28 protein-coding genes are annotated in these 23,504 nt (G+C 68.3%); 14 read left to right on the top strand and 14 right to left on the bottom strand.

Going from position 1 to position 23,504, the window contains the following annotated elements:
- Position 1: 1 nt before the first annotated feature.
- On the bottom strand, positions 2–1,693 hold the full coding sequence (locus V5D55_RS13060; RefSeq protein WP_435743665.1) for an ABC transporter substrate-binding protein: 1,692 nt from the start codon (positions 1,691–1,693) through the stop codon (positions 2–4).
- Positions 1,694–1,957: 264 nt separating this feature from the next.
- Between V5D55_RS13060 and V5D55_RS13055 the strand changes: the two genes are divergently transcribed.
- From V5D55_RS13055 to V5D55_RS13025, 7 genes are read left to right on the top strand one after another with little or no spacing between them, the layout of a single operon-like run.
- Complete coding sequence (locus V5D55_RS13055) at positions 1,958–2,674, top strand: NUDIX hydrolase (RefSeq protein WP_435743663.1); 717 nt, start codon at positions 1,958–1,960, stop codon at positions 2,672–2,674.
- On the top strand, positions 2,671–4,008 hold the full coding sequence (nadA, locus tag V5D55_RS13050; RefSeq protein ID WP_435743661.1) for a quinolinate synthase NadA: 1,338 nt from the start codon (positions 2,671–2,673) through the stop codon (positions 4,006–4,008). Before V5D55_RS13055 ends, nadA begins: the two co-directional genes overlap by 4 nt.
- Positions 4,005–5,513, top strand: coding sequence for an L-aspartate oxidase (nadB, locus tag V5D55_RS13045; protein ID WP_435743659.1), 1,509 nt, complete (start codon positions 4,005–4,007; stop codon positions 5,511–5,513). The genes nadA and nadB overlap by 4 nt, the downstream gene beginning before the upstream one ends.
- Positions 5,513–6,364 (top strand): carboxylating nicotinate-nucleotide diphosphorylase, encoded by an 852-nt coding sequence (gene nadC, locus V5D55_RS13040; RefSeq protein ID WP_435743657.1) that lies wholly within the window; start codon positions 5,513–5,515, stop codon positions 6,362–6,364. The genes nadB and nadC overlap by 1 nt, the downstream gene beginning before the upstream one ends.
- A 5-nt stretch (positions 6,365–6,369) precedes the next feature.
- Positions 6,370–7,506, top strand: coding sequence for a cysteine desulfurase family protein (locus V5D55_RS13035; protein WP_435743655.1), 1,137 nt, complete (start codon positions 6,370–6,372; stop codon positions 7,504–7,506).
- Between the two features lie 23 nt (positions 7,507–7,529).
- Positions 7,530–8,477: a glycosyltransferase family 2 protein gene (locus tag V5D55_RS13030; RefSeq protein WP_435743653.1), complete on the top strand. Its 948-nt coding sequence runs from the start codon at positions 7,530–7,532 to the stop codon at positions 8,475–8,477.
- A gap of 19 nt (positions 8,478–8,496) precedes the next feature.
- On the top strand, positions 8,497–9,270 hold the full coding sequence (locus V5D55_RS13025; RefSeq protein WP_435743651.1) for an SDR family NAD(P)-dependent oxidoreductase: 774 nt from the start codon (positions 8,497–8,499) through the stop codon (positions 9,268–9,270).
- 17 nt (positions 9,271–9,287) lie between these two features.
- Here V5D55_RS13025 and V5D55_RS13020 read toward each other — a convergent pair whose 3' ends face one another.
- The gene (locus tag V5D55_RS13020; RefSeq protein ID WP_435749301.1) at positions 9,288–11,342 is read right to left on the bottom strand and encodes an ABC transporter ATP-binding protein; all 2,055 of its coding nucleotides are present in this window, start codon (positions 11,340–11,342) and stop codon (positions 9,288–9,290) included.
- Between the two features lie 167 nt (positions 11,343–11,509).
- On the opposite strand from V5D55_RS13020, the gene V5D55_RS13015 reads away from it, so the two are divergent.
- Positions 11,510–12,985 carry an MDR family MFS transporter gene (locus V5D55_RS13015; RefSeq protein ID WP_435743649.1) on the top strand — a complete coding sequence of 492 codons (1,476 nt, stop codon included), beginning with the start codon at positions 11,510–11,512 and terminating at the stop codon, positions 12,983–12,985.
- Positions 12,986–13,032: 47 nt separating this feature from the next.
- Here the strand turns inward: V5D55_RS13015 and V5D55_RS13010 are convergent, their stop codons facing one another.
- On the bottom strand, positions 13,033–13,179 hold the full coding sequence (locus V5D55_RS13010) for a hypothetical protein (protein WP_435743647.1): 147 nt from the start codon (positions 13,177–13,179) through the stop codon (positions 13,033–13,035).
- 136 nt (positions 13,180–13,315) lie between these two features.
- Here V5D55_RS13010 and V5D55_RS13005 point away from each other — a divergent pair, with 136 nt between their 5' ends.
- Positions 13,316–13,918 (top strand): carboxymuconolactone decarboxylase family protein, encoded by a 603-nt coding sequence (locus tag V5D55_RS13005; RefSeq protein WP_435743645.1) that lies wholly within the window; start codon positions 13,316–13,318, stop codon positions 13,916–13,918.
- A gap of 22 nt (positions 13,919–13,940) precedes the next feature.
- Positions 13,941–14,516, top strand: coding sequence for a 1-acyl-sn-glycerol-3-phosphate acyltransferase (locus V5D55_RS13000; RefSeq protein WP_435743643.1), 576 nt, complete (start codon positions 13,941–13,943; stop codon positions 14,514–14,516).
- Here the strand turns inward: V5D55_RS13000 and V5D55_RS12995 are convergent.
- Positions 14,505–14,714 carry a hypothetical protein gene (locus tag V5D55_RS12995; RefSeq protein WP_435743641.1) on the bottom strand — a complete coding sequence of 70 codons (210 nt, stop codon included), beginning with the start codon at positions 14,712–14,714 and terminating at the stop codon, positions 14,505–14,507. The two genes, V5D55_RS13000 and V5D55_RS12995, sit on opposite strands and share 12 nt — an antisense overlap.
- A 69-nt stretch (positions 14,715–14,783) precedes the next feature.
- Here V5D55_RS12995 and V5D55_RS12990 point away from each other — a divergent pair, with 69 nt between their 5' ends.
- A complete protein-coding gene (locus V5D55_RS12990) occupies positions 14,784–15,311 on the top strand; it encodes a DUF6328 family protein (RefSeq protein ID WP_435743639.1) in 528 nt (175 codons plus the stop codon).
- Positions 15,312–15,338: 27 nt separating this feature from the next.
- Here V5D55_RS12990 and V5D55_RS12985 read toward each other — a convergent pair whose 3' ends face one another.
- Positions 15,339–15,884 (bottom strand): Dps family protein, encoded by a 546-nt coding sequence (locus tag V5D55_RS12985; protein ID WP_435743637.1) that lies wholly within the window; start codon positions 15,882–15,884, stop codon positions 15,339–15,341.
- Between the two features lie 227 nt (positions 15,885–16,111).
- On the opposite strand from V5D55_RS12985, the gene V5D55_RS12980 reads away from it, so the two are divergent.
- The 3 genes from V5D55_RS12980 (at position 16,112) to V5D55_RS12970 (ending at position 17,630) form a co-directional block, all read left to right on the top strand.
- Positions 16,112–16,411, top strand: coding sequence for a Fe-S cluster assembly protein HesB (locus tag V5D55_RS12980; protein WP_435743635.1), 300 nt, complete (start codon positions 16,112–16,114; stop codon positions 16,409–16,411).
- A 146-nt stretch (positions 16,412–16,557) separates the two neighbouring features.
- Entirely contained in the window at positions 16,558–17,214 is a 657-nt protein-coding gene (locus tag V5D55_RS12975) for a hypothetical protein (RefSeq protein ID WP_435743633.1), read from the top strand.
- Positions 17,215–17,285: 71 nt separating this feature from the next.
- Complete coding sequence (locus V5D55_RS12970; protein WP_435743631.1) at positions 17,286–17,630, top strand: LysR family transcriptional regulator; 345 nt, start codon at positions 17,286–17,288, stop codon at positions 17,628–17,630.
- Positions 17,631–17,649: 19 nt separating this feature from the next.
- Here V5D55_RS12970 and V5D55_RS12965 read toward each other — a convergent pair whose 3' ends face one another.
- The 9 genes from V5D55_RS12965 to V5D55_RS12925 form a co-directional block, all read right to left on the bottom strand.
- Positions 17,650–18,207 (bottom strand): cysteine hydrolase family protein, encoded by a 558-nt coding sequence (locus tag V5D55_RS12965; protein ID WP_435743629.1) that lies wholly within the window; start codon positions 18,205–18,207, stop codon positions 17,650–17,652.
- A gap of 3 nt (positions 18,208–18,210) precedes the next feature.
- Entirely contained in the window at positions 18,211–18,780 is a 570-nt protein-coding gene (locus V5D55_RS12960) for an alpha/beta fold hydrolase (RefSeq protein WP_435743627.1), read from the bottom strand.
- Between the two features lie 103 nt (positions 18,781–18,883).
- The gene (locus V5D55_RS12955; protein ID WP_435743625.1) at positions 18,884–19,444 is read right to left on the bottom strand and encodes a hypothetical protein; all 561 of its coding nucleotides are present in this window, start codon (positions 19,442–19,444) and stop codon (positions 18,884–18,886) included.
- A 49-nt stretch (positions 19,445–19,493) separates the two neighbouring features.
- Positions 19,494–20,075, bottom strand: coding sequence for a hypothetical protein (locus V5D55_RS12950; RefSeq protein WP_435743623.1), 582 nt, complete (start codon positions 20,073–20,075; stop codon positions 19,494–19,496).
- Positions 20,076–20,123: 48 nt separating this feature from the next.
- The gene (locus tag V5D55_RS12945; protein ID WP_435743621.1) at positions 20,124–21,785 is read right to left on the bottom strand and encodes an ABC-F family ATP-binding cassette domain-containing protein; all 1,662 of its coding nucleotides are present in this window, start codon (positions 21,783–21,785) and stop codon (positions 20,124–20,126) included.
- Positions 21,786–21,840: 55 nt separating this feature from the next.
- A complete protein-coding gene (locus V5D55_RS12940) occupies positions 21,841–22,107 on the bottom strand; it encodes a DUF4190 domain-containing protein (protein WP_435743619.1) in 267 nt (88 codons plus the stop codon).
- Positions 22,104–22,619 carry a hypothetical protein gene (locus tag V5D55_RS12935; RefSeq protein ID WP_435743617.1) on the bottom strand — a complete coding sequence of 172 codons (516 nt, stop codon included), beginning with the start codon at positions 22,617–22,619 and terminating at the stop codon, positions 22,104–22,106. The genes V5D55_RS12940 and V5D55_RS12935 overlap by 4 nt, the downstream gene beginning before the upstream one ends.
- A 55-nt stretch (positions 22,620–22,674) precedes the next feature.
- A complete protein-coding gene (locus tag V5D55_RS12930) occupies positions 22,675–23,097 on the bottom strand; it encodes a hypothetical protein (protein WP_435743615.1) in 423 nt (140 codons plus the stop codon).
- A gap of 131 nt (positions 23,098–23,228) precedes the next feature.
- Positions 23,229–23,489: a hypothetical protein gene (locus V5D55_RS12925; protein ID WP_435743613.1), complete on the bottom strand. Its 261-nt coding sequence runs from the start codon at positions 23,487–23,489 to the stop codon at positions 23,229–23,231.
- Positions 23,490–23,504 lie beyond the last annotated feature (15 nt).

Below are 23,504 nucleotides of genomic sequence, written 5' to 3'. Positions count from 1 at the left end.
CTTACTTGGCCGGCTGCAGCTGCGTCAGGATGTACCCTGCCGCGATCGCACCCCAGGACGGCGGGAAGGCGTACATCTCCTCCTCGGTCGGCCAGCCGGTGAAGTCCTTCGTGTTGTAGAAGGTCTGCGTGGCGTTGATGACGAGCGGGATGTAAGGAAGGTCACGAGCGATCTCGGTCTGGATCGTGCCGTACAGCTCCTTCTTCTCCGCCTCGTCGTTGGTGCTGACGGCTGCCTGAATGGCGGCGTCGACCTTCGGGTTGTCGTAACGGCTGAAGTTCCAGCGTCCGGCCGGGATCTCGGTGCCGACGGGGCTCGTCGACTGCACGGCGGTGCCGCCGACCCAGTCGCGGTAGATCTGGAACGGGTCTGCGACCGAGGTGCCGATCATTCCGCCGACGATCAGCTGGAACTCGCCGCCCTGACGGGAGTCGGAGAACTCCTGCCACTGCACCGTCGAGGCGGTGACCTTGATGCCCGCAGCCGCAGCCTGTTCGACGATCAGCTTGGCCGCGTCGTTGTAGTCCGTCCATCCGTCGACCGAGGTCAGGGTGAGCTCGAGCGGCACGCCGTCCTTCGCGTAGAAGTCGCCGTCCTTGGTGTAGCCGGCGGCCTCGAGGATCTCGCCTGCCTCGGCGGCGTTCGCCTCCTGCGGGCTGACCTCGTTGGCGGAGTCCGCGACCCACTTCTCGTCACGGGGAAGCAGGGCGAAGGTCGGGGAGATGTCGCCGGTGAGACCGACGAACGCCTTGTCCTTGATCGTGGCGCGGTCGATCGCGACGTTGAGCGCCTGACGCACGGCGACGTCGGTCTGCGGACCGGTGCAGCCGAGGTCGGCGTTCGAGCAGGTGTAGAGCACCGTCGGGTCCTGCGGGGTGTTGACCCAGCTGATCTTCCCGTTGCCCGTCACGTCATCCGGGTTGGGGATGAACATGCCCGTCCAGTCCAGCTCGCCCGCGGCCAGCAGATCCTGCGCGGTCTGGTTGTTGTCCACCGCGATGTACTGGACCTTCTTGACGCCGAGCTTGTCAGCATCGCGGAAGTTCTCGTTCGCGACGAGCGTGTAGGACTCGCTGGTCGTCTTGTCGACGACGTAGGCGCCGGATCCGACCGGCTCCTCGTTCGCGAAGTTCGCGAAGTCGTCGACCTCGGCCCAGACGTGCTCCGGCAGGATGTACGTCGAGCCGAGGCGCTGGAATTCGGTCGTGTACTGCGCGGCCGAGTAAGTCAGCACGACGGTGGTGTCGTCGGTGGCCTCCGCCGAGACCAGGCCGTTGCCCTCCGGGTTGTTCGCGTCGTAGTTGAACGAGAACGCGACGTCCTTCGCGGTGAGCGGTTCGCCGTCGCTCCACTTGAGGTCGGGCTTGATGGTGATCGTGATCACCGTGCCGTCCTCGTTGTACTCGTACGAGTCGCCGATCAGGCCGACGGGCTCGGAGTCCGACGTCTTGTTGAAGAAGAACAGCGGCTCGTAGATGGGACCGAGCGCGCCGTGGAGCACGGTCGGGGCGAAAGGGTTGTAGTTCGCGGCGATCGGGGTCTGGCTTCCCGCCCAGACACGAAGGGCACGGTCGCTGTCGGCATTGCCGTCATCGCCGCCGCCGCCGGTGCCGCAGGCGGCGAGGCCCAGGGCGAGGACGGATGCCCCCGCGACGGCGGTGAGCGCAATCTTGCGCTTTCCGTTACGGATCATTCTGTGTTTCCTCTCGGTGCTGCACTGCAGGAGGGATTTCTCCGGATGGAGCTGAACCCCTTTCGGGGTTCGTGGAAACCCGAAAGGGGCGAAACGCCGACCTCGAAGGGTTTGTTAGGACAGTAACCTAACAAACCCTCCCGCGGTGGACAAGCCTCCTCACGGTCCGGAGATAACGTTTCGGACTCGGCGAGAAAAAGCGTCATCTGCGCGCACTAAGAGTCTGGATGACACTAAGATCGTTTTCGGGAGGTTAAGGTAACCATGACTCAAAGTCGCAGCATCCGCGTCGCCGTCTCGACGGTGATCCTCACGCTGCGCCGCGCGGAGACCGGCGCCCCCGTTCTCTCACTGCCTCTGGTGCTGCGGACGCGTGAGCCCTTCGCGCAGCAGTGGGCTCTCCCCGGCGGGTGGCTCACGGCACTCGAATCGCCGGTCGACGCCTCGGCGCGCACCCTCGCCGAGACCACCGGCCTCGCGCCGAGCTACCTCGAGCAGCTCTACGCCTTCGGCGCGGTCGACCGCTCCCCCACCCGCGTCGTCTCGATCGTGTACTGGGCACTGCTCCGGCAAGACGACGTGGTCGCGCAGAGCGCCGCGCACCTGGCATCGGGGCACGCTCCGGAGAACGTGCAGTGGTTCGACATCGACGCCCTGCCCGCACTCGCCTTCGACCACGCGAAGATCATCGAATACGCCCTCTGGCGCCTGCGCAACAAGGTCGGCTACAGCCGCGTCGCGCATGGATTCCTCCCCGCCGAGTTCACTCTCGCCGACCTGCGCGAGGCGTACGAGGCGATCCTCGGCAAGCATCTCGACCCCGCCAACTTCCGCCGCCAGGTGGAGGCCGCGGGCAATCTGCTCCCCACCGACCGGTTCCGCACCGGCAACCACCGACCTGCACGTCTGTACCGCTACAACACCGATGTCGAGCTGGCCGACCGCGGCCCGCTCGGTTCCGAAGAAACGAGCACCCGATGAGCATCACCTTCGTCCCGACGCCTGCGGTCCCCTCCCTGGATCCCTCCGTCGACCACGCGATCCAGGCCATCGTCGCCGGCGAATCGACCGACGCGACCTGTACGACCGACCTCGCCGTCGGGCCCTGGGACTTCGACACCCGCCCGGGCTACGGGCCAGGCTCGTCGATGGGCGACGTCATCCCCACCGGCGCGCCGCGCCAGGGAGAGCTCCCCGCCGAGTACCGCGAGGCGGATGACGACGACCTCGATGAGCGCATCCGGGCCGCGAAGGCCACGTTGGGCGACCGCGTCGTGATCCTCGGCCACTTCTACCAGCGCGAGGAGGTCGTGCAGCACGCGGACTACGTCGGCGACTCGTTCCAGCTCGCGACGGCGGCCAAGGGCCGGACGGATGCCGAGGCGATCGTGTTCTGCGGCGTGCACTTCATGGCCGAGACCGCCGATCTGCTCTCCCGCCCCGAGCAGGCCGTGATCCTGCCCAACCTCGCCGCGGGCTGCTCGATGGCCGATATGGCCGACATCGACCAGGTCGAGGACTGCTGGGAGCAGCTCGCCGATGTGCTCGGCGACCTGGACGCGCCCGACGCCGACGGCCGTGTGCCGGTGATCCCTGTGACGTACATGAACTCCTCCGCCGCGATCAAGGGCTTCGTCGGGCGCCACGGCGGGATCGTCTGCACCTCGTCGAACGCCGAGACGGTGCTGGAGTGGGCGTTCGAGCGCGGGCAGCGCGTACTGTTCTTCCCCGATCAGCACCTGGGGCGCAACACCGCCAAGGCCATGGGCGTGCCGCTCGAGCAGATGCCGATGTGGAACCCGCGGCGAGCGCTGGGCGGCTCCTCCGCGGCGGAGCTCGTCGACTCCCGCGTGATCCTGTGGCACGGCTTCTGCTCCGTGCACCGCCGCTTCACGGTCGGGCAGATCGATCAGGCGCGTGCAGAGCACCCCGGTGTGCGGGTCATCGTGCACCCGGAGTGCCCGATGGAGGTCGTCGACGCCGCGGACGAGGCCGGTTCCACCGAGTACATCCGCCGGGCGATCGATGCGGCGACCGAGCCGACCACCTTCGCGATCGGCACCGAGATCAACCTCGTCCGCCGCCTCGCCGCCCAGTACCCGCAGCACGAGATCTTCTGCCTCGACCCGGTCGTCTGCCCCTGCTCCACGATGTACCGCATCCACCCCGGTTACCTCGCGTGGGTGCTCGAGGAGCTGGTCGCCGGGCGCACGCCCAACCGGATCACCGTCTCCGACGACGTCGCGGACCCGGCGCGGGTGGCATTGGAGCGGATGCTGGCGGCCAAGCCGCCGGTGATGGCAGGAGCACGATGAACGTCCTCGTCGTCGGCTCAGGCATCGCGGGGCTCACGGCGGCCCTGCACGCGCACGAAGCCGGGCACGAAGTGACCGTCGTGACGAAGGGCGGTCTGGGCGACGGCAGCACCGGCTACGCGCAGGGCGGAGTGGCCGGCGTCTACGGGGCCGGTGATTCCGCACGGCAGCACGCCGCAGACACGATGGTCGCCGGCGCCGGGCTGTCGGAGGCCGAGGCCGTCGACGTCCTCGTCGCAGACGGCGCGGAGCGGATCGCCGAGCTGATCGCCCGGGGCGTCGCCTTCGACCGCGATGCTGACGGCACTCTGCTGCTCGGACGAGAGGCGGCGCACAGTCATGCGCGCATCGTGCACGCCGGCGGAGACGCCACCGGGGCCGCGATCTCCCGCGCACTCGTGGACTCCGTCCGACGCACATCCATCGGCGTGGTCGAGCACGCGTTCGTGACAGACCTCATCGTCGAGGGAGGCGCGGTGCGCGGCATCCGTCTGCTCCTCGACGATGCGACGACCGAACTCCGGGCCGATGCGGTGATCATCGCGACCGGCGGGGCCGGGCACCTCTTCGCCCATACGACGAACCCCGCAGGCACCACCGGTGATGGCATCGCCGCCGCGATCCGCGCGGGCGCGGCCGTGGACGACCTCGAGTTCGTGCAGTTCCATCCGACGATCCTCGCGTCGGGCGCCGCTTTCCTCATCTCCGAGGCCGTGCGCGGCGAGGGCGCGACCCTGATCGACGACCGCGGTCGACGGTTCGCGTTCGACAGCCACCCGGACGGCGAGCTCGCACCGCGCGATGTCGTGTCGAGAGCGATCGCCCGCCAGGCCGCGGCGCAGGGGTCGCCGGTGCGGTTGGATGCCACGATGCTCGGTGCCGGAACCCTCGCGACACGGTTCCCGACGATCGACCGGGTGACGCGGGAACGCGGCTTCGACTGGTCGCGCGAGCCGATCCCGGTGACCCCGGCGGCGCACTACCTGATGGGCGGCATCGTCACCGACCTCCACGGCCGCAGCACGATTCCCGGACTCTTCGCCGTCGGGGAAGCCGCGCGCACCGGCGTGCACGGCGCCAATCGCCTCGCGTCGAACTCCCTGCTCGAGGGCGCGGTGTTCGGCGCCAGGGCCGCGGCCGTGCTCGGTGAACCGTGGCGTGGGCCGACCGCTGAGCGCCCTTCGTCTCGCTCCGCGGCTCCTGAGCACCCTTCGTCTCGCTCCGCGCAGCGCTTCTCCCGCGCGTCGTTGCAGCAGCTGATGTGGGATCACGTCGGGCTGCTGCGTACCGACGAAGGGCTGCAGCTTGCGCTCGACACGGTGCGCGGGTGGCGCGCCAGCGCGTCCGTGCCGCAGACCGCCGCCGACCACGAGGACGCGAACCTGCTGCTGATCGCCGAGGCGACAGCATCCGCCGCCCTCTCGCGCGCCGGTTCGGTCGGCGCGCACTTCCGCCTCTCGGAGAGCACCGCGCCCGCTGCCGCACCGATTCTGGAGACCGTCTGATGCTCACACCCACCAATCTCACGCGCGTCGTCGGAGCCGCCCTCGAGGAAGACGCCCCCTGGGGCGATCTGACGAGCACGACCCTGCTGCCCGCGGAAGCGACCGCCACGGCCGACCTCGTTGCTCGCGAGGCGGGGGTCTTCAGCGGCGGCGAAGTGTTCACCGCGGCCTTCGCCCTCACGGATGCCGCGCTCGTCGTCGACCTGCACGTCGGCGACGGCGATGAGTTCGCCCCGGGCGACGTGCTCGCGTCGGTATCGGGTTCGGCGCGCAGCATCCTCACCGCCGAGCGCGTCGCACTGAACTTCACGCAGCGGATGAGCGGCATCGCGACGCTGACCGCCGCCTACGTCCACGCGGTCGAAGGCACCGGAGCGCGCATCGCCGACACGCGCAAGACCACGCCGGGCCTCCGCGCGTTCGAGCGGCACGCCGTCGTGTCCGGCGGGGCCCGCAACCACCGCTACTCCCTGTCCGACGCGGTGATGGCGAAGGACAACCACCTCGCCGTGCTGAAGCGTTCCGGCGCAGACCTGGCCACCGCCCTGCGCGATGCGCTGTCGCGCCTGCCGCACACCACCCATGTGGTGGTCGAGGTGGATCGCCTCGACCAGATCGCCGCGGTCCTCGACGGCGGCGCACACACGGTGCTGCTCGACAACTTCTCGCTCGACGACCTGCGCGAGGGCGTCGCCGTGATCGGTGACCGCGCGACCGTCGAGGCATCCGGCGGCGTCAACCTCGAGACCGTGCGCGCCATCGCGGAGACCGGGGTCGACGTGGTCTCGGTCGGGGCACTGACGCACTCGGCACGCGCCCTCGATCTCGGCCTGGACCTGCGGATCGACTGACCACGGTGCTCTACCTCGACCACGCAGCCACATCCCCGGTTCGACCGGAGGTGCTGGACGCGATGCGCCCCTACCTCACCGGGGTGTTCGGCAACCCCTCCAGCCACCACACGGCGGGCGAAGCTGCGGCGAGCGCCCTCGACGATGCGCGCAAGCGAGTCGCGCAGGTGCTGGGTATGCGCGCCGGCGACGTCGTGTTCACAGCCGGAGGCACCGAGGCGAACAACCTCGCCGTGAAGGGCATCGTCCTCGCAGCCCTCAGCGCCGGGCGACGGCACCTCGTGGTCTCGCCCATCGAGCACGAGTCGATCCTGGAGTCCGCCGACTACCTCCGCCGCTTCCATGGAGTCGAGGTGACGATGCTCCCGGTGGATTCTGCGGGACGCATCCTTCCCGCACACGTCGCCGACACGATCCGGGAAGACACCGCTCTCGTCTCCGTCGGCCACGCGAACAACGAGATCGGAACGATCCAGGATGCAGCAGCCCTGGTAGAGGCCGCGCATGCGTCCGGCGTCCCGCTGCACCTGGATGCCGTGCAGTCGGCAGGATGGCTGCCGCTTCGCGACATCGGGGCGGATGCGGTCTCGATCGCGGGACACAAGCTCGGCGCCCCCAAGGGCATCGGCGCGCTGGCCGTGCGCGGGCGCATCCCGCTCGAGCCGCTTCTGCACGGCGGTGGCCAGGAGCGAGGTCGGCGGTCGGGTACCGAGAACGTCGCCGGAGCCGTGGCGCTGGCCACCGCGCTCGAATTGACCGAGGCCGACCGCGAGGCCGCGTCCGCGGCGGTCGGCGCTGCCACCGCGCGGTTCATCGCCGGAGTGCTGCGGGGGGTGCCGCAGGCGGCGCTCACCGGCGATCCCGAGCACCGTCTACCGGGGACGGCGAGCTTCACGTTCGCCGGCACGAGCGGGGAGTCGGTGCTGCTGGAGCTCGAACGCCGGGGTGTCATCTCGTCGAGCGGCTCGGCCTGCGCGGCAGGCAGCGATGAGCCGTCGCACATGCTGCTCGCCTGCGGCATCGCACCGGAGGTCGCGCAGACATCGGTGCGATTCACCTTCGGACGGCACCCCCTGGCAGGCGACGACCCCGAGCGTCTGGCCGCTCTCGTCGCGGATTCTGTGCAGGCGGTCTCGGGCTGACTCCCCGGCCGTAGACTCGCGTGGTGACTGCCTCCGCACCGATCGTGACGATGATCGTCCCCGGGCGCGACGTCGCGGCGTTCGCCCCGGCCGCCCTCGACTCGCTGCGTGCGCAGAGTGAGCAGCGCTGGCGCGCCATCCTCGTGGACGACGGTTCGACCGACGAGACGGGATCGATCTTCGCCGACGCCGCGCGCGACGACCCGCGCTTCACCGTGGTGCGGCATGAGGCCTCGCGCGGGCTCGGCGCGGCACGGAACGTCGGGCTCGCTCTCGTCGACACCCCGTACGTCGGGTTCCTCGACGGCGACGACGAGCTCACGCCCGACGCCCTGGCGCGCCTGACCGCGACGCTGGACGAGACCGGCAGCGACTTCGTGGCGGGAGCCTACGTGCGCCTGCGCCCGCACGGTGACGCCTACACCGCCGGCCGCGTGCAGCCGTGGATCGCAGCGGCGACCGACCCCGAACGACTCGGCACCTCGCTCGCAGACCACCCGCGCGCGGTGTCGAACATCGTCGCCTGGTCGAAGGTCAGTCGCACTGCTTTCTGGCATGACCTGCGTTTTCCGGAGGGCGTCGCGTACGAGGACCAGATCGTCGCCCAGCAGATGTACACCAGGGCGCGGTCGTTCGATGCGATCCCCGACGTCGTGGTGCGGTGGCGAATCCGCCCCGACGGGACCTCGATCACGCAGGGAAAATCTCAGCTCCCGGTGCTCCGCGACTACCTCGGGGCGCTCCGCGGCGGCATCCGCGTGCTGCAGGATGCCGGTGAGCGCGCCGCTGTCACCGCGCGGCTCGACCTGATCCTCGCGATGGACATGCCGTCGCTGCTCGACATCGCCGCCACGCACGACGACCCGGAGTACGCCAGGGAAGTCGCGGTGTTCATCGACGAGCTCCAGACCCTTCCCGAATACGCCGACGCCTCGCCCGATGAGGCCATCGCGGCGGCGCTCTCCTGGTGATCGAACGATCGGTGAATCCATGAACGACTATCTCGCCTCGCTCTTCTCGCTCGAAGGGCGTACCGCGGTCGTGACCGGCGGCAGCTCGGGCATCGGCCGCGGCATCGCCACCGCCCTCGCCCGCGCGGGAGCGGCGACCGTCATCGTGGCACGCGGCAGCGAGCGCATCGATGAGACGGTCCGCGACCTCGAGGAGAGCGGATGCCGCGCCGCCGGCGTCATCGGCGATCTCGGCACTCGCGCCGGCATCCACGCTGTCGCCGAGGCGGCCGCCGAGCCCTTCGGCGAACCGGACATCCTGGTCAACTCCGCCGGCATCAACATCCGTCCGCCGTACCCCGAGATCACCGAGGACGACTGGGACGCGACGATGACGGTGAACGCCCTCGCCCCGTTCCTGCTCGGTCAGCGCTACGCACGCGGCATGGCTCAGCGCGGGTACGGCCGACTCATCCACATCAGCAGCCAGCAGGCGCACCGCGCCTTCGTCGGCAGCGGCATCTACGGTGCGTCGAAAGGCGCGGTGGAGTCCTTGATGCGGTCGGAGGCCGAAGCGTGGGGCGGCACGGGGGTCACCAGCAACACCCTCGTCCCCGGGTTCGTGCTCACGCCGCTGAACGCGCGGTTGCAGCAGGATCCGGAGAAGATCGCGGAACTCGCCGCCCGCACCATGATCGGGCGGAACGGCCTGCCGAGCGACTTCGCCGGAGCCGCGGTGTTCCTCGCGGGCGCGGGCTCCGGATACGTCACCGGCCACTCGCTCTTCGTGGACGGTGGGCTCTCGGTCCACTGAGTCCGGCGGAGTGCCGCTCAGGTCTCGGGAGGATAGACCCGCTCATCCGCGCGCGGCTCGGCGAGAAGCGGAACCGCTGCCGTGAGCGCAGCGACCGCATCGGCCCCCGCGGAGTCGTGTGGTGCGCGATCGGCGCGACGGTCGGCGAACGCCGCTCCGACGCCCCCTGTCGCGGCATCCTCGACCTCGACCTCGGTGGCCAGCACACGCGACGCCGCCACCTGCTGCGCCGCGAGGTCGGCGTAGAGCCCGCCCTCCGCCAGAAGCTCGGCATGGGTGCCGGACTCGACGATCCGACCCGCCTCGACGACATGGATGACGTCGGCGCCCATGACCGTCGAGAGCCGGTGTGCGATCGACAGCGTCGTACGCCCCTTCGCCGCCTCGTCGAGAGCCTCCTGAACCACGCGCTCCGACACCGTGTCGAGGGCCGAGGTCGCTTCGTCGAGCAGCAGCACCGGCGGGTCTTTCAGCAGCACCCGGGCGATGGCGATGCGCTGCTTCTCCCCGCCGGAGAGCCGGTAGCCGCGCTCCCCGACGACCGTGTCGTAGCCGTTCTCGAACCCGGCGATGATGTGGTGGATGTTCGCCGCGGTGCAGGCCTCGATCAGCTCCGCTTCGCTCGCGCCCGGCTTCGCGTACAGCAGGTTCTCGCGGATCGTCGCGTGGAAGAGATACGTCTCCTGCGACACGATGCCGATGTGGTCGATGATCGATTCCTGCGTGAGCGACCGCACGTCCGCTCCGGCGAACAGCACGGCACCGCCCTTGGCCTCGTAGAGCCGCGGCGCGAGATACAGGATCGTGGTCTTCCCCGCTCCGGACGGTCCGACGAAGGCGACGTGCTGCCCCGGCTCTGCGATGAAGGACACGTGGTCGAGCGTCGGGCGCGAATCCGACGCAGCATCCGGATACCGGAAGACGACGTCGGTGAACTCGATGCGCCCCCGCGGCCCCGGCGCCTCGTCGACCGTGATCGCGTCGGGCGCGTCCTCGATCTCGGGCACCAGGTCGAGGTACTCGAAGATGCGGGCGAAGAGGGCGGAGGATGTCTGCAGGTCGAGCGACACCCGCATCAGCCCCATCAGCGGCATCAGCAACCTCGCCTGCACGGTCGTGAAGGCCACGACGGTGCCCGCCGTGATCGCGTCGGTGCCGCCGTCGATCAGGTAGCCGGAGACGAGGTAGATGACCGCCGGGACACTGGCCATCAGCACCTGCACGACCGCGAAGAACCCCTGCCCGCTCATGGCCCGCCGCACCTGGAGTCGAACCTGATTGCGGTTCTCGGACTGGTAGCGCTCCGACTCGGTGCGCTGCCGGTTGAACGCCTTCGACAGCAGCATGCCCGAGACGCTCAGCGTCTCCTGCGTGATCGAGGTGAGCTCCGAGAGCGATTCCTGCGTCTCGCCCGCGATCCGGGCTCGGACCTGCCCGACCCGGCGCTGCACGAAGATGAGGAACGGCATCATGACGACGGCGATCAGAGTGAGCCGCCAGTCGATCAGGATCATGGCGACGAGCGAGGCCGCAACCGTCACGACGTTGCCCAGGATGCTCGTGACCGTGTTGGTCAGCACCCCGGAGACGCCGCCGACGTCGTTCTGCAGCCTCGACTGGATCACGCCTGTCTTGGTGCGGGTGAAGAATCCGAGCTCCATCGCCTGCAGGTGCTCGAACAACCGCACCCGCAGGTCGCCCGTGACGCTGTTGCCGACCGTCGCGGTCAGCCACGTCTGCCCGACGCCGAGCACCGCCGAGAACAGGAACAGTGCGACCATCGTCGCGACCAACCAGCCCAGCACCTCGAGGTGCGGGCCCCCTCCCTCTACCGGGAAGAGCGCGTCGTCGAAGATGCGCTGCACGATCAGCGGAGGGATCACCGCGATGCCCGCGCCGAGGACCACGAGGATGCCGGTGAAGAAGATGCGCCAGCGGTAGGCGCGGAAGAGCGCGATCACACGCGCGCCGAGCCCGGTGATGCGCGGAGCCTCGGCGTTCAGTCGGCGCTGCGCATCCTCATCGACACCGCGGAAGCCGCCGCCGTGTCCTCCGCCCCTGCCGCCGCCCATGCTCATGGCGCCAGCGTACCCAGCCCCGGAGACATGGAGGGCCGCGCCCTCCGCTCACAGCGGATTTCACGAAGATCGGAATGAAATGTCGGAACCTGTGGTTACGCTGAATGACTTCGCGATCTCTCGCACCATCCCCCTCATTCTCATCGCCCAGGAGGCCGCTCATGTCTGCCGTCGATACCGGCTCCATTCCGACCACCGCCACCGCTCCGGGTGAGATCTCCCGGAGCGACATGCGGGTCATCTGGCTGCTCCTCGTCGCCGCCTTCGTCGCCATTCTCAACGAGACGACGATGGGCATCGCGATCCCGCATCTGAACACGGATCTCGGCATCCCGCCCGAGCTCGGGCAGTGGCTGACCAGCGCGTTCATGCTGACCATGGCGGTCGTCATCCCGACGACCGGATTCATCCTGCAGCGCTTCACGACCCGACAGGTCTTCATCGCGGCGATGGTCGCGTTCTCGTTGGGCACGCTCGTCGCGCTCGTCGCGCCGGGATTCGGCGTACTGCTCGTCGGCCGTGTGATCCAGGCCGCGGGCACGGGCATCATGATGCCGCTGCTGATGACGACGATCATGAACGTCGTGCCGCCGCAGTCGCGCGGTCGGATGATGGGCCGGGTCGGCATGGTCATCTCGCTCGCGCCTGCGATCGGACCGACGCTCGCCGGCGCCGTGCTCGAGGCGTTCAACTGGCGGGTGCTCTTCGCCATCATCCTCCCTATCGCGGTCGTCGCCTTGGCGATGGGCGCGAAGTGGATGACGAACCTCGGCGAGACCCGCATCGTCCCGCTCGACGTGCTCTCCATCCCGCTCGCCGCTCTCGGCTTCGGCGGCATCGTGTACGGACTCAGCCAGTTCGGCGGCGAAGGTGGCTCCGGTGAGACGGCCGGGATCATCGCGCTCGTCGTGGGCGCTGTGTCGCTCGCGCTGTTCGTGTGGCGTCAGCTGCTGCTGCAGCGGGTCGACGATGCGCTGCTCGACCTGCGGGTGTTCCGCGCCGGCAACTTCACGTTCTCGGTGATCATCATGACGATCCTCGCGCTGTCGATGTTCGGGACGCTCACGCTGCTCCCGCAGTACCTGCAGAACGTCGCCGGGCTCGGAGCACTCGAGTCGGGGCTCATCTTGCTCCCCGGCTCGGTGCTGATGGGTCTGCTCGGCCCGATCATGGGCCGCGTCTACGATTCCCGCGGTACGCGACCGTTGCTGATCCCCGGAACGATCCTCGTGTCGGCCGCACTGTTCTACTACTCGACGGTCGGCGAGCACACGGTCTGGTGGGTGCTGATCATCGTCCAGGCCGGAATGTCGGTGGGCTTGGCCATGTCGTTCACGCCGCTGTTCTCCGCATCGCTCGGTTCACTGCAGCGCTCGCTGTACTCGCACGGCTCGGCCGTGCTGAACACGCTGCAGCAGGTCGGTGGCGCCGCGGGTGTGGCACTGCTCACGGTCACCTACTCGTCGATCCTGCACGCGGGCGAGGACGAGGGACTGACCACGGCCGTGGCCGGCGCACCCGGAGCGCGGATGGCGTTCTTGATCGCCGCGATCATCTCGCTCGCCGCCGTCGCTCTGAGTCCGTTCGTCCGCAAGCCCGCCGACGATGCCGGCGAAGGGTTCCACGGCGGTCACTGACCCAGGGTCATTGACCGGCTGAGTTCCGCCGCGATGGCGTCTGCTTCCTACTGCGTCTTCGGCGCAGGAAAGTGGCAGACGCCATTGCTGCAATAGCCGGCGGCGTCAGCGTCGAGCAGGTTCAGGGCGTCCGCGAGCGGCAATGGCGCGAGCGGCGCGTCCTGCTCCACGGAGTCCTGCTGCGATTTCGTCATCCTTCGATGGTACGCCTGCCGGGAAGCGATGGCGCCGACTCGCTCTTTCGTGCCCGATCGACGCGGCGTATCGTTCGCAGGGGGCCCGGGCGACGGTGTCCGTGACTGCCTCGGCCAGGGACGCGAAGGAGCTCCGATGATCATCACTCCACCGGATCCGGATACCGCAACGGGCCATGCGGCCGAGATGTATGCGGGCGACCTCGATGACGACGGCTTCGTGTTCACCCACACCCGGGCGATGGCGATCAATCCCGACGCTCACGTCGCCTTCGAGAACCTGATCCGCGCGATCGTGCCTTCCATCGGCATCCGCGTCTACGAAGCAGCCACGCTGGGGGCGGCGCGCGCCATCGGCTCCACGCACTGCCTCCTGGCCCACGGCCGCAAGTCGCTGCGCGCCGGCGTGCTCGATGCGAGCGACCTCGACGCGTTCGCGAGCGGAGACGACCGCGGCTTCACACCCGAAGAGCAAGTGGTCGTCGCCTACGCGGCGCGGCTGTCGGCGGATGCCGCATCGATGACGGATGCCGATACGCAGGCGCTGCGCGACGCCGGCTACACCGACAGGCAGATCGTCGACATCACCCTTGCGGCTTCGGCGCGGAACTACTTCAGCCGCGCGCTGTTGGCGCTCGCTGTTCCGGTGGACGCGGTCCCCGGACTCGACCCGCGCACGGCGGCCGCTCTGACCGCGGCCGCTTCGACCCGCGCGTCGGCCCCAGCAGCGGATCGATAGCCCACTCCCCTACGGTTGATCCATGCTCAAACGACTCCTCGCCCGCTTGTTCTGGGCGTTCAGCCGCTGGAAACTCTCGAGCGAACCCGCACCGACGCGTCCGACCGTGCTGGTCGGCGCTCCGCACACGTCCAACTGGGACTTCGTCCTGATGCTCGCGATCGCCTGGCGACTCGGCATCGACGTGCACTGGCTCGGCAAGAAGAGTCTCTTCCGCGGATGGCGTGGGCCGATCATGCGCCGCCTCGGCGGCATCCCGGTCGATCGCACGGACCCTGCCCGCGTGGTGAAGGAGGTCGTGGGACAGGTGCATGCCGGTACCGTGTTCGGGCTGGTCGTGACTCCCGACGGGACGCGCGGCGGCAACGAATACTGGAAGTCCGGTTTCTACCGGATCGCCCGCGAGACCGGGATGCCGGTCACTCTCGGTTTCGTCGATCGCACGACGATGACAACCGGTCTCGGGCCGACACTCGATCTCAGCGGCGACGTCGCCGCCGACATGGACCGGATCCGCGCCTTCTACGCCGATAAAGCAGGGGTCCGGCCCGACCGCCGCACCGAACCGCGCCTCCGCGAAGAGGATTCAGCCGTCTGACTCGGAGTCGAAATGAGCGCGCGCGTACTTCAGCTCGTCGTCTGACAGCGTCTCCAGCATCCCGACGACCGCGCCGGTGATCTCGCGGATCTCCTCGCGGACGGCCTCGCCGAGATGCGGAGTACCGCTGCCGAGCACGGCACGCTGGGCGTCGATGGACAGCTCCGACCACCAGTCGTCGATCGGGGGAAGGGTCATCGTTCCTTCTTTCGTGCGGGCAGCGCGCGACGCTGGACATCACGGGATCGCGGGCAGGACACTGAGAGCATGACAGTAGATCTGCCCCGGGACGAGCCCGACGTCGACGACCGGGCGGACGGTCGCGATGAGACGCCCAACGAACGGGCGGACCGCAACTGGCTCGAGCTCCTGCAGGAGCTGCGGGTCATGCAGACCGGCACACAGATCCTCACCGGGTTCCTCCTCGCCGTCGCCTTCCAGCCGCGCTTCTCCGACATGGACGAATTGCAGCGCGACCTGTACGTGGTCCTGGTCGCTCTCTCCGCGATCGCGACCATCCTCGCACTCGCACCGGTGGGCATGCACCGGGCTCTGTTCGGGCACCGCCGCAAGCCGGATCTGGTGCGGATCGCCGCCCGCATCGTGCGCATCGACCTCGCGGTGATCGGTGCGCTGACCATCGGGGTGACCACGCTCATCGTCGACTTCACGGTGAACCGTACGACCGGGATCGTGGCGCTCGTGGCGGCTCTGGTGCTGGTCATCGCCCTCTGGCTGGCGTTGCCGCGAGTCATGCGCGGCCGGCGACGTTCCGACGTGACCGGCGAGGAGTGAGCCGGTCACACCCGGCACGCATCAGGCTCAACGCCCCGCGGGACTCCGGTTCTCCGCACTGACCATCCACGCGAACTGCTCGAGGCGTTCGATGACCGCGTGCAGGATGTCGGCCGACGTCGGATCCGCTTCGTCGACGTCGTCGTGCACATCGCGCATGGTCGAGACGACGGCCTCGAGGCGCACGGTGACCAGGTCGATCGTCTCCGACGTCGACACCTCGCCCGCCGGGAACTCCGGGAGGGTCGTGGTCGCCGAGACGGTGACGCTGCGGCCGTCCGGGACCGCGTGCAGCGCGCGCATGCGTTCGGCGACCGTGTCGCTGAAGGCTCGCGCGTCATCGATGATCTCGTCGAGCTGGCGATGCGTGTCGCGGAAGTTTCGTCCGACGACGTTCCAGTGCGCCTGCTTGCCCTGCGTCGCGAGTTCGAGCAGGTCGACCAGCACCGACTGCAGGTTGGCCGCGAGGTCGGGGGAAGCAGTGAATCCCTTCTCTGCGTTCTGCCGTCGAGTGGTCTTCGCTCCGCCTTTGGTCGTGCCGGCAGCCTTCTTGGTCGTCTTCGTCTCAGCCATGGTGTGACCTCCTGCGGCGACGCTAGCGCGGCGGTGGCATCCGGTCGGAGGGGGTTGACACCGGCCGCTCTCAGGCTCGAATGTGACGCGACGACCAGAGAGCGGCCACTGCGAGGTTGAGAGGCTCCTGACAATCCCCGCAAGGGGGTTGAGTCGATCGACGAGGTCCGGCATCGTGGCCCGGACGTGTCGCGACCGCGGCATGCCCCAACCGGAAGGAGAGTCTCGTGCTCACCCTCACCGACAACGCCACCGCCATCGTCACGACCCTCGTGAGTCGTCAGAGCGAAGCCCCGGATGCAGGTCTCCGCATCCACACCACCGCCGCCCCCGATGCGGAAGGTGGCGCGCGTCTGGCTGTGCTGGTCGCCGCCGATCCGGAACCCCAGGATCAGGTCGTAGAAATCTCCGGCACCCGCCTGTTCCTCGACGAGACGGCCGCCTCGGCACTCGACGACAAGGTGCTCGACGCCGGTGTCGACGAGGAGGGCGCCGTGTCCTTCGCTGTCATGGCGAAGGTCGCCTGACCACAGAATTCCGGATGCCGCGGCCGTGGAGGTCGCGGCATCCGGCGTTTTTTCGAGGGGTTGGAATAAATTCAAGATCATCACAATCGCGACCCGCCGCCCATCGCCGGCGCTTCCGTCGACAGCCAGCCCCTACGATTTGGGCCATGCGCCGTCGTCTTCTCCCCGTCCTGGTCCTCGCTGCTTCTACTCTCGCATTCACCGCGTGCACGACCCCGTCGAGCACTCCCAGCTCCAGCCCATCATCGGCGCCCAGTTCGACCGCGAGCGCGGAGCCCGAGGTCGACCCGCAACTCACCGTGACGCTGGACGGGCTCACCTTCACCGACGACGACGGCACCACCGAGGCCACCTTCGAAGACTCGGATGCGCTCCTGTCGCTGCTCGAGAAGGCGACGGGAGAGCTCCCCGCTCCCGAAGCCGTGGAAGACATGCCCGGCTACGAGCTCAATCTCGAGACCTACACCTGGGATGGCCTGCAGGTGACCGCCGACAGCACAGGCGAGAGCCCTTCCTGGGTCACGGTGACCGGAGCCGAAGTGGACGGCATCCCGATCGCGACCGAGGAGGGTCTCACGGTCGGGTCGACCCGCGCCGATCTCCTCGCCGCTGAAGCGTGGGCGCTCGTCGACACCGAGGACCCTGCGACGGCCACGGAACTGGGCCTCGGTGGACGGGAAGTTCCTGACACGCAGTCGCTCACGCACCCGGGATCGGTCGGGATCATCTACGTGCTGTTCGTGCTCGATGGCGACGAAGTGACGCGGATCATGTCGCCGTCCAACGACTTCAGCGACCTGTGAGTCACGGTCACGGGAGCCGCACCGCGTAGCCTGGGAAGTGCGCGCTCCCGCGCGACTGTCGAAGGGCCACCGTGAAGATCTCCTTGCTCCGCCGTTTCATCGTCGTCGCGGAAGAACTGCACTTCCCCCGTGCGGCAGCGAGCCTCGGCATCCCGCTGGCCTCGCTGTACACGTCCATCGAGAAGCTCGAGGCCGAGGTCGGGCATCCGCTGTTCAATCCCGGCGAACCGACACGATTGACCAAGGTCGGCGAGCTGCTCCTCGAGGAGGCCCGCGTCGAGGTCGCTGCGGCTCCCGCGCCGGTGAAGAACGCACCTGCTCCGCGCGGCGGGAAGGCCAAGGCCTCGAAGGGCAAGGGGCGCGCCCCGGCCGTCAAGGGGCAGCCGAAACCCTACAAGAAGCGCCAGGGCCGGTAGCGGCACGGCACGATTCGCGTCACAACACGACCGCGTCGTGCGCTGCGACCGCGAAGCTCTGCCCCGGATACCGAAGTCCCGAGAAGTACATGTTCGTGTGGGCGACGATCTGCTCGCCCGAGATCGGCACGCCATTCCACTCCGTGTCGACCGTCGTGTGCGCGTCGCCGACCAAGGTGACGTCATACCCCTCGGCCGCGGCCCGCTGCGTCGTCGTGCGCACGCAGAAGTCGGACTGGGCGCCGGCGACGACGAGGTGGCCGACGCCGAGGCTGTCGAGCGTCTGGCGAAGATCCGTCTCAGCGAAAGAGTCGCGATAGCTCTTGCGCACCAAGGGCTCACCCTCGTGTCGGACGAGCGGAGCGGCGAGTTCCCAATCCGGCGTGCCGACGCCGACCGGGTCGTGGTGGATCCACACGACGGGCACCGCGGCGGCGCGCGCCCGTTCGACGAGGCTCGCGGTGCGACTGAGCACGCCGTGCTCGTCGAAGCTTCCGCGCATTACTCCCACCTGCACATCGATGATGATCACCGCGCTGCGGGGAGGTGATCCGCCGCCTTCGGACGTCGATGTCATGGATCAGTCCCAGTCGAGGTATTCCTCGATGTTCACCGCGGTCTCGATCGGGTGCGTCATCGGGAAAAGGTGGTCTCCGCCGTCGATGCTCTTGACGCTCGCTCGCTCGGGAACGGTGGACTGCAGACGTTCGCCGTTGGCGGGCGCGTAGAGGGCGTCCTGCGAGCCCTGGATGATCAGCACGGGAATCACCGGCGCGACCGGGATGTCACTCTCTTCGACGCCGAGGAGCAGCAGTCCGTTGACGCGGTCGTGGTGGGCCGCGGCCAGCGCACGCGCGACGGTGCCGCCGAAGCCGTGGCCGCCGACCCAGGTGTCCTGAAGGCCGACGTGGTCGATCACGGCGAGCACGTCTCCGACCCGGGTCTCGAGCGCCACGTCGGCGTCGTCGGCGCGGTAGCCGATCCGCAGCACGTGGAATCCGGCTTCCTCCGCGAGGTAGTGCGCCACGACGCCCAGCACGTCGGCGGCGAGGCCGCGTTCCTGCACCAGCACGAGCTTCACGGGGCCGTCGCCCTCGTCGACATACGGAACGGCGCGGCCTTCGGGTTCGAAGATCTGGGTGTCGGTCATCGGCGTCAATCTCCTCGTGCCGTCGGTGTCGGTTCGCAGGCGGAAAGAACTCGGCGGACGCCTGTGGCCGGACCGCGGCTCGCGCCGCCTCGTTCCAGGGTATCTAGTCCGAGCCGGACTCGGGACCATCCCCCGCGATGGCGGAAAGTGCAACGATGTACCGCGACCCCGTCTCGACAGAGGTGATGGCCGTCAGCCGATATCCGAGCGCTTCGGGGTACCACGTGGCATCGGTCCGCACCTCGTGGAGGTATACGAACCGACCCCGGATGGAGTCGAGAGTTCCGATCCACATCGCGCTGCGCTCGAATTCTTTCTGAATGCCGATGAGTCCGCCGGACTGCCCGAGACCGTTCAGCACGCCGGTCGTCGAATCCAGGTCGATCTCCGACGAATAGGACGGCGGCCAATCAGGCGAGGATCGGGCGAAAGGCGTGGCGACCGTCTCGTCTTCAGAGACCCGCTTCACGTCCTTCAGCCGGAGAGCGAACAGCCCTTCCTGATAGCCGCCATCGGTGATCTGCCGCATCAGCACCCACTTCGAGCCCATTCGCAGAACGACCCCGTAAACGCGGTCGGCGTGTTTCGGCTTCCGTTCGACTCGGACGATCGTCTGCGAGCTCATCGCCTGTTGCAGGCGCGCTCGCCACTTCTTGGATGCCACGTTTTCCTCTCGATGCGCGGTCGCCTGTCTCTCGCGCCCGCGGGACATGCTATCCGGAGGTCGCTGGTCCACCCTCCGGTAACGGCCACGACCACGCGAGGTCGGCCACTCCCGCGATGGTCTCCTGCTCGCGGAGGATTCGTCGCGTGTGAGACACATCGCGTTTCGTGCTCGGGGCGATCGGCGAGACCCAGACCCATTCCTTCGGAATGATGTGCAGCGCCAGCGTCTCGAAGGCCCGAGTCTGATCGACGGCACGCGCGATGACGGCGGAGAACCTGCCCACGCTCCACCGATACCTCGGAACGCTCGCGAGCATCGACGACTCCACGAGCCGCCGCCCGAAGCCGGTCTCGACGTCGAGCCGCACCTCGGCGTGAAACCAGTCGCCGCCGTAAAGATGGATGCAGTCTTGCTCGAGGCGTTGCGCTCGCTCTTTCAGGAGTCCGGATGCCGTGGGATCGGGAGCATCTTCCGCCGGCGCCACCGCGAGGGGGAAGATCGCGTGTGCGCCGCGATCGATCACGCAGTCGTCGATCTCCGTCCACTCGAACGGACGGCCGCCGACCGCCTTGAGAGCGTCGAGGATCGCGAGACCGTCAGCGATGTCTGTCACGGGGTCGGCTGTCACACATCGAGTTTATGACCGAGGTCGATTGGCCCGTCGAGCGTTAGTCCGTCACAACTCGGAGACGTGACCGGCATCCACCCGCCAACTGCGGTCCGTCTGTACTGTCGCCAGCATCCGCCGGTCATGGGTGACGAGGAGCAGGGTTCCCTCGTAGGACTCGAGTGCCTGTTCCAGCTGCTCGATCGCCGGCAGATCGAGGTGGTTCGTCGGCTCGTCGAGCACGAGCAGGTTGATGCCCCGGGCCTGCAGCAGCGCCAGCCCGGCTCGCGTGCGCTCGCCCGGCGAGAGTTCATCGACGGCACGGGTCACGTGGTCGGCTTTGAGCCCGAACTTGGCGAGCAGGGTCCGGACCTCCGCCGATGACAGGGCCGGGACGAGCTCTTCGAACGCCGCCGCGAGCGGCTGGGTACCCGTGAGAAGCGCGCGTGCCTGATCGATCTCGCCGATCTGCACGCTCGCGCCGAGGCTCGCCGTTCCCTCGTCCGGCTCCTGCCTCCCCAGCAGCCCGCGGAGCAGCGTCGACTTTCCAGCGCCGTTGGGGCCGGTGATGCCGATCCGCTCCCCCGCGTTCACCTGGAGCGACACGGGCCCGAGCGTGAAGGAGCCCTGCCGGAACACCGCGGAACTCAGCGTCGAGACGACCGAGCTGGATCGCGGCGCCGAGCCGATCGTGAACTCGAGCTGCCACTCCTTCCGCGGTTCCTCGACCTCGTCGAGACGGGCGATCCGGCTCTCCATCTGACGCACCTTCTGCGCCTGCTTCTCACTCGATTCGGCCGACGCCTTGCGCTTGATCTTGTCGTTGTCCGGCGCCTTCTTCATCGCGTTGCGCACGCCCTGGCTCGACCACTCCCGCTGTGTTCGGGCACGAGCGACGAGATCGGCTTTCTTGTCGGCGAACTCGTCGTATTGCTCGCGCTGGTGGCGACGCACCGTCGCCCGCTCCTCCAGGTACGAGTCGTATCCACCGCCGAACACGCGGTTGCTGCCCTGCGCGAGGTCGAGCTCCAGAACCCTCGTCACGCAGCGCGCGAGGAACTCGCGGTCATGGCTGACCACCACGACGCCGCCCCGGAGTCCGCGGACGAAAGCCTCGAGTCGTTCGATGCCGTCGAGGTCGAGGTCATTGGTCGGCTCGTCCAGCAGCGCGATGTCGAACCGCGAGAGCAGGAGCGCAGCCAGTCCGACGCGGGCCGCCTGTCCCCCTGACAGCGACGTCATCATCGCCTCATCCGGATCGCCGCCCAGCTCGAGACCGAGATCATTGAGCACGACCGGGAGCCGGTCGTCGAGGTCGGCGGCGCCGCTGGCCAGCCAGCGCTCCAACGCGGCCGAGTAGGCATCGGCGGGGTCGATGCCGGGCGCGGCGAGCGAAGGGTCACCGAGCGCGGCCGCCGTGGCGTCCATCTCGATACTCGCTGCCGTGCACCCGGTGCGGCGGGAGATGTACGCCGCGACGCTCTCGCCGGGGACCCGCTCGTGCTCCTGCGGAAGCCAGCCGACGAAGGCGTCGGCGGGTGCAAGCCTGATCGTGCCTGCCTGCGGCTCGTCGATCCCGGCGAGCAGTTTCAGCAACGTCGACTTCCCGGCACCGTTGGCGCCCACCAGGCCGACGACGTCGCCTGCCGCGACGGTCAGGTCGAGCGAGTCGAAGAGGGTGCGGTGGCCGTAGCCACCGGCCAGCCCTTGGGCCACGAGCGTTGCGGTCATCCGTCAATCCTGTCACCCGTGATGGGGCGTCCGATCCACGAGGGTGCGGGGGCTGTCAGCGCACGAACGGTTGGCCGTTGATGGCGGAGAGAAAGAGGGAGATCCAGACGATGAAGAAAACCAGCTGGACCAAGGTCCCCACGGATCCGATGATGAGCGCCCACCGCGCGAGCCCCGCACCTGACTCGCCGTTGCCCGGGACTCGCAATTGCCGGATAGCGAGCACACCGAGCACGAATCCGGCGATGGGAATCATGAAAGCCGCGATGAACCCCACAAGGGCGAGCGTGTTCGTTCGCGGCGCTGCTGTTGCCGTGGTCATTCGTGCCTTCCAGTTCTTGTATTTCTTGCGAGACCCGTCCGATCAGAAGACGACGCGGATACGACCGACCATACCGGCGCCAGGATAAGCGCGACGATCCCGCTGAGCGCGTAGACACGGTTGAAAGAAACGCCGATCCCGCGCGCCTCCAACGCCAGGACATCTACCATCTGCAGGTCCCAGACCGCCCAGACCAGAACCCAGCTGCCGACGACGGATCCCCACAGCCAGACCGCGCCGCGAATCGTCGTCGAGCGCGCGGGCCGACCTCGACCTCGAAGGATCGACGCCCGGCGCAGGGCGGCGACGAGAACGACCACCGCGAACAGCACCCATCCGAGGGTCCAGGCCCATGGCCGGGCGTCCATGATCACGGATGCCCGGTCGAACGTGAGGCCGAACGAGGCCGGCGTCGTCAGCGCGAGGTAGAGACCTGCGCTGACCGCGACGACGGTCAACGCGACGAAGGTGAGTCGCGTCTCTGTGTGCGCGGACCCTCTGTGTCTCGTCACCGCCATCCCATTCCTTCTCCACTTGTCTCAGTTGTGGGGTCGGCACGCATCACCCTCATCGAGCCTCTCCCACATCCTTCTTCAACGTCCAGGTGCCCCGCCACTTCCGCCACTGCATGAAGGCGACGCCTCCCGCGAGGACGACGAGGCCGACCGTGACGAATGGCTCGACCGAAACGCCGAACGACGTGTGGACGATGTTGGTATCGGCATCGTTCGCGACGCCCGCTGGCTGATACTGCGCAGCGACCGTCCCATCGTCGCCCGGGACACCGTCGAGTGAGACGCCTTCCAACCGGATAGAGCCGTCATCGCTGACCCAGGTGCCGACACTCTGGCAGCCACGACGGGGGCGTTCCTCGCAGAATTCTTCGGTGAACGTCCCCCAGTACCGAGGCTCGTTCGCATCGATGATGCCTGCGACGACGTAGTAGAGCCCGGCGACGGCGACTGCCCCCATGACGACGAAGAAGAGCACCCGACCGACATTGACAGTTGCGGTCCCTATAAGAGCAACCAGAGAACGCGTTCGGTGCCTCTGCCTCACCAGTCCCCCTCAGGTTGTCTCGGGAGACGTGTCGTGACAGACCTCCATCGCGTCGCCGCTATTCACGCGGAGGGGTCGCCGTCGTCTTGCCAGCCGGTCGCCTCGCTCTGCATCAGGCTGTGAGTGTAGGCAGTCAACTGCCCGAGGAACTCGACGCGGTTGTAGGCGTCGCCGCCGACGCTTCTCGCGCACCAATCGCCGTCATCGAGTTTCACCAAGACGAACACGGCTTCAGCCCTGGTGCCCTCCGGCAGTGGCGCGATTCGCAGGTCTCCGAAGACCTCGGCCGCAGCGACAGCCGGTCGCGTTTCATCTGTTGCCATCGTCAGCCTCCAACT

It is taken from the genome of Microbacterium sp. PMB16 (assembly GCF_051294855.1).
GTDB lineage: Bacteria > Actinomycetota > Actinomycetes > Actinomycetales > Microbacteriaceae > Microbacterium.
The sequence above is the reverse complement of the archived record's forward strand: the minus strand, read 5'-3'. Positions and strand labels throughout refer to the sequence as shown.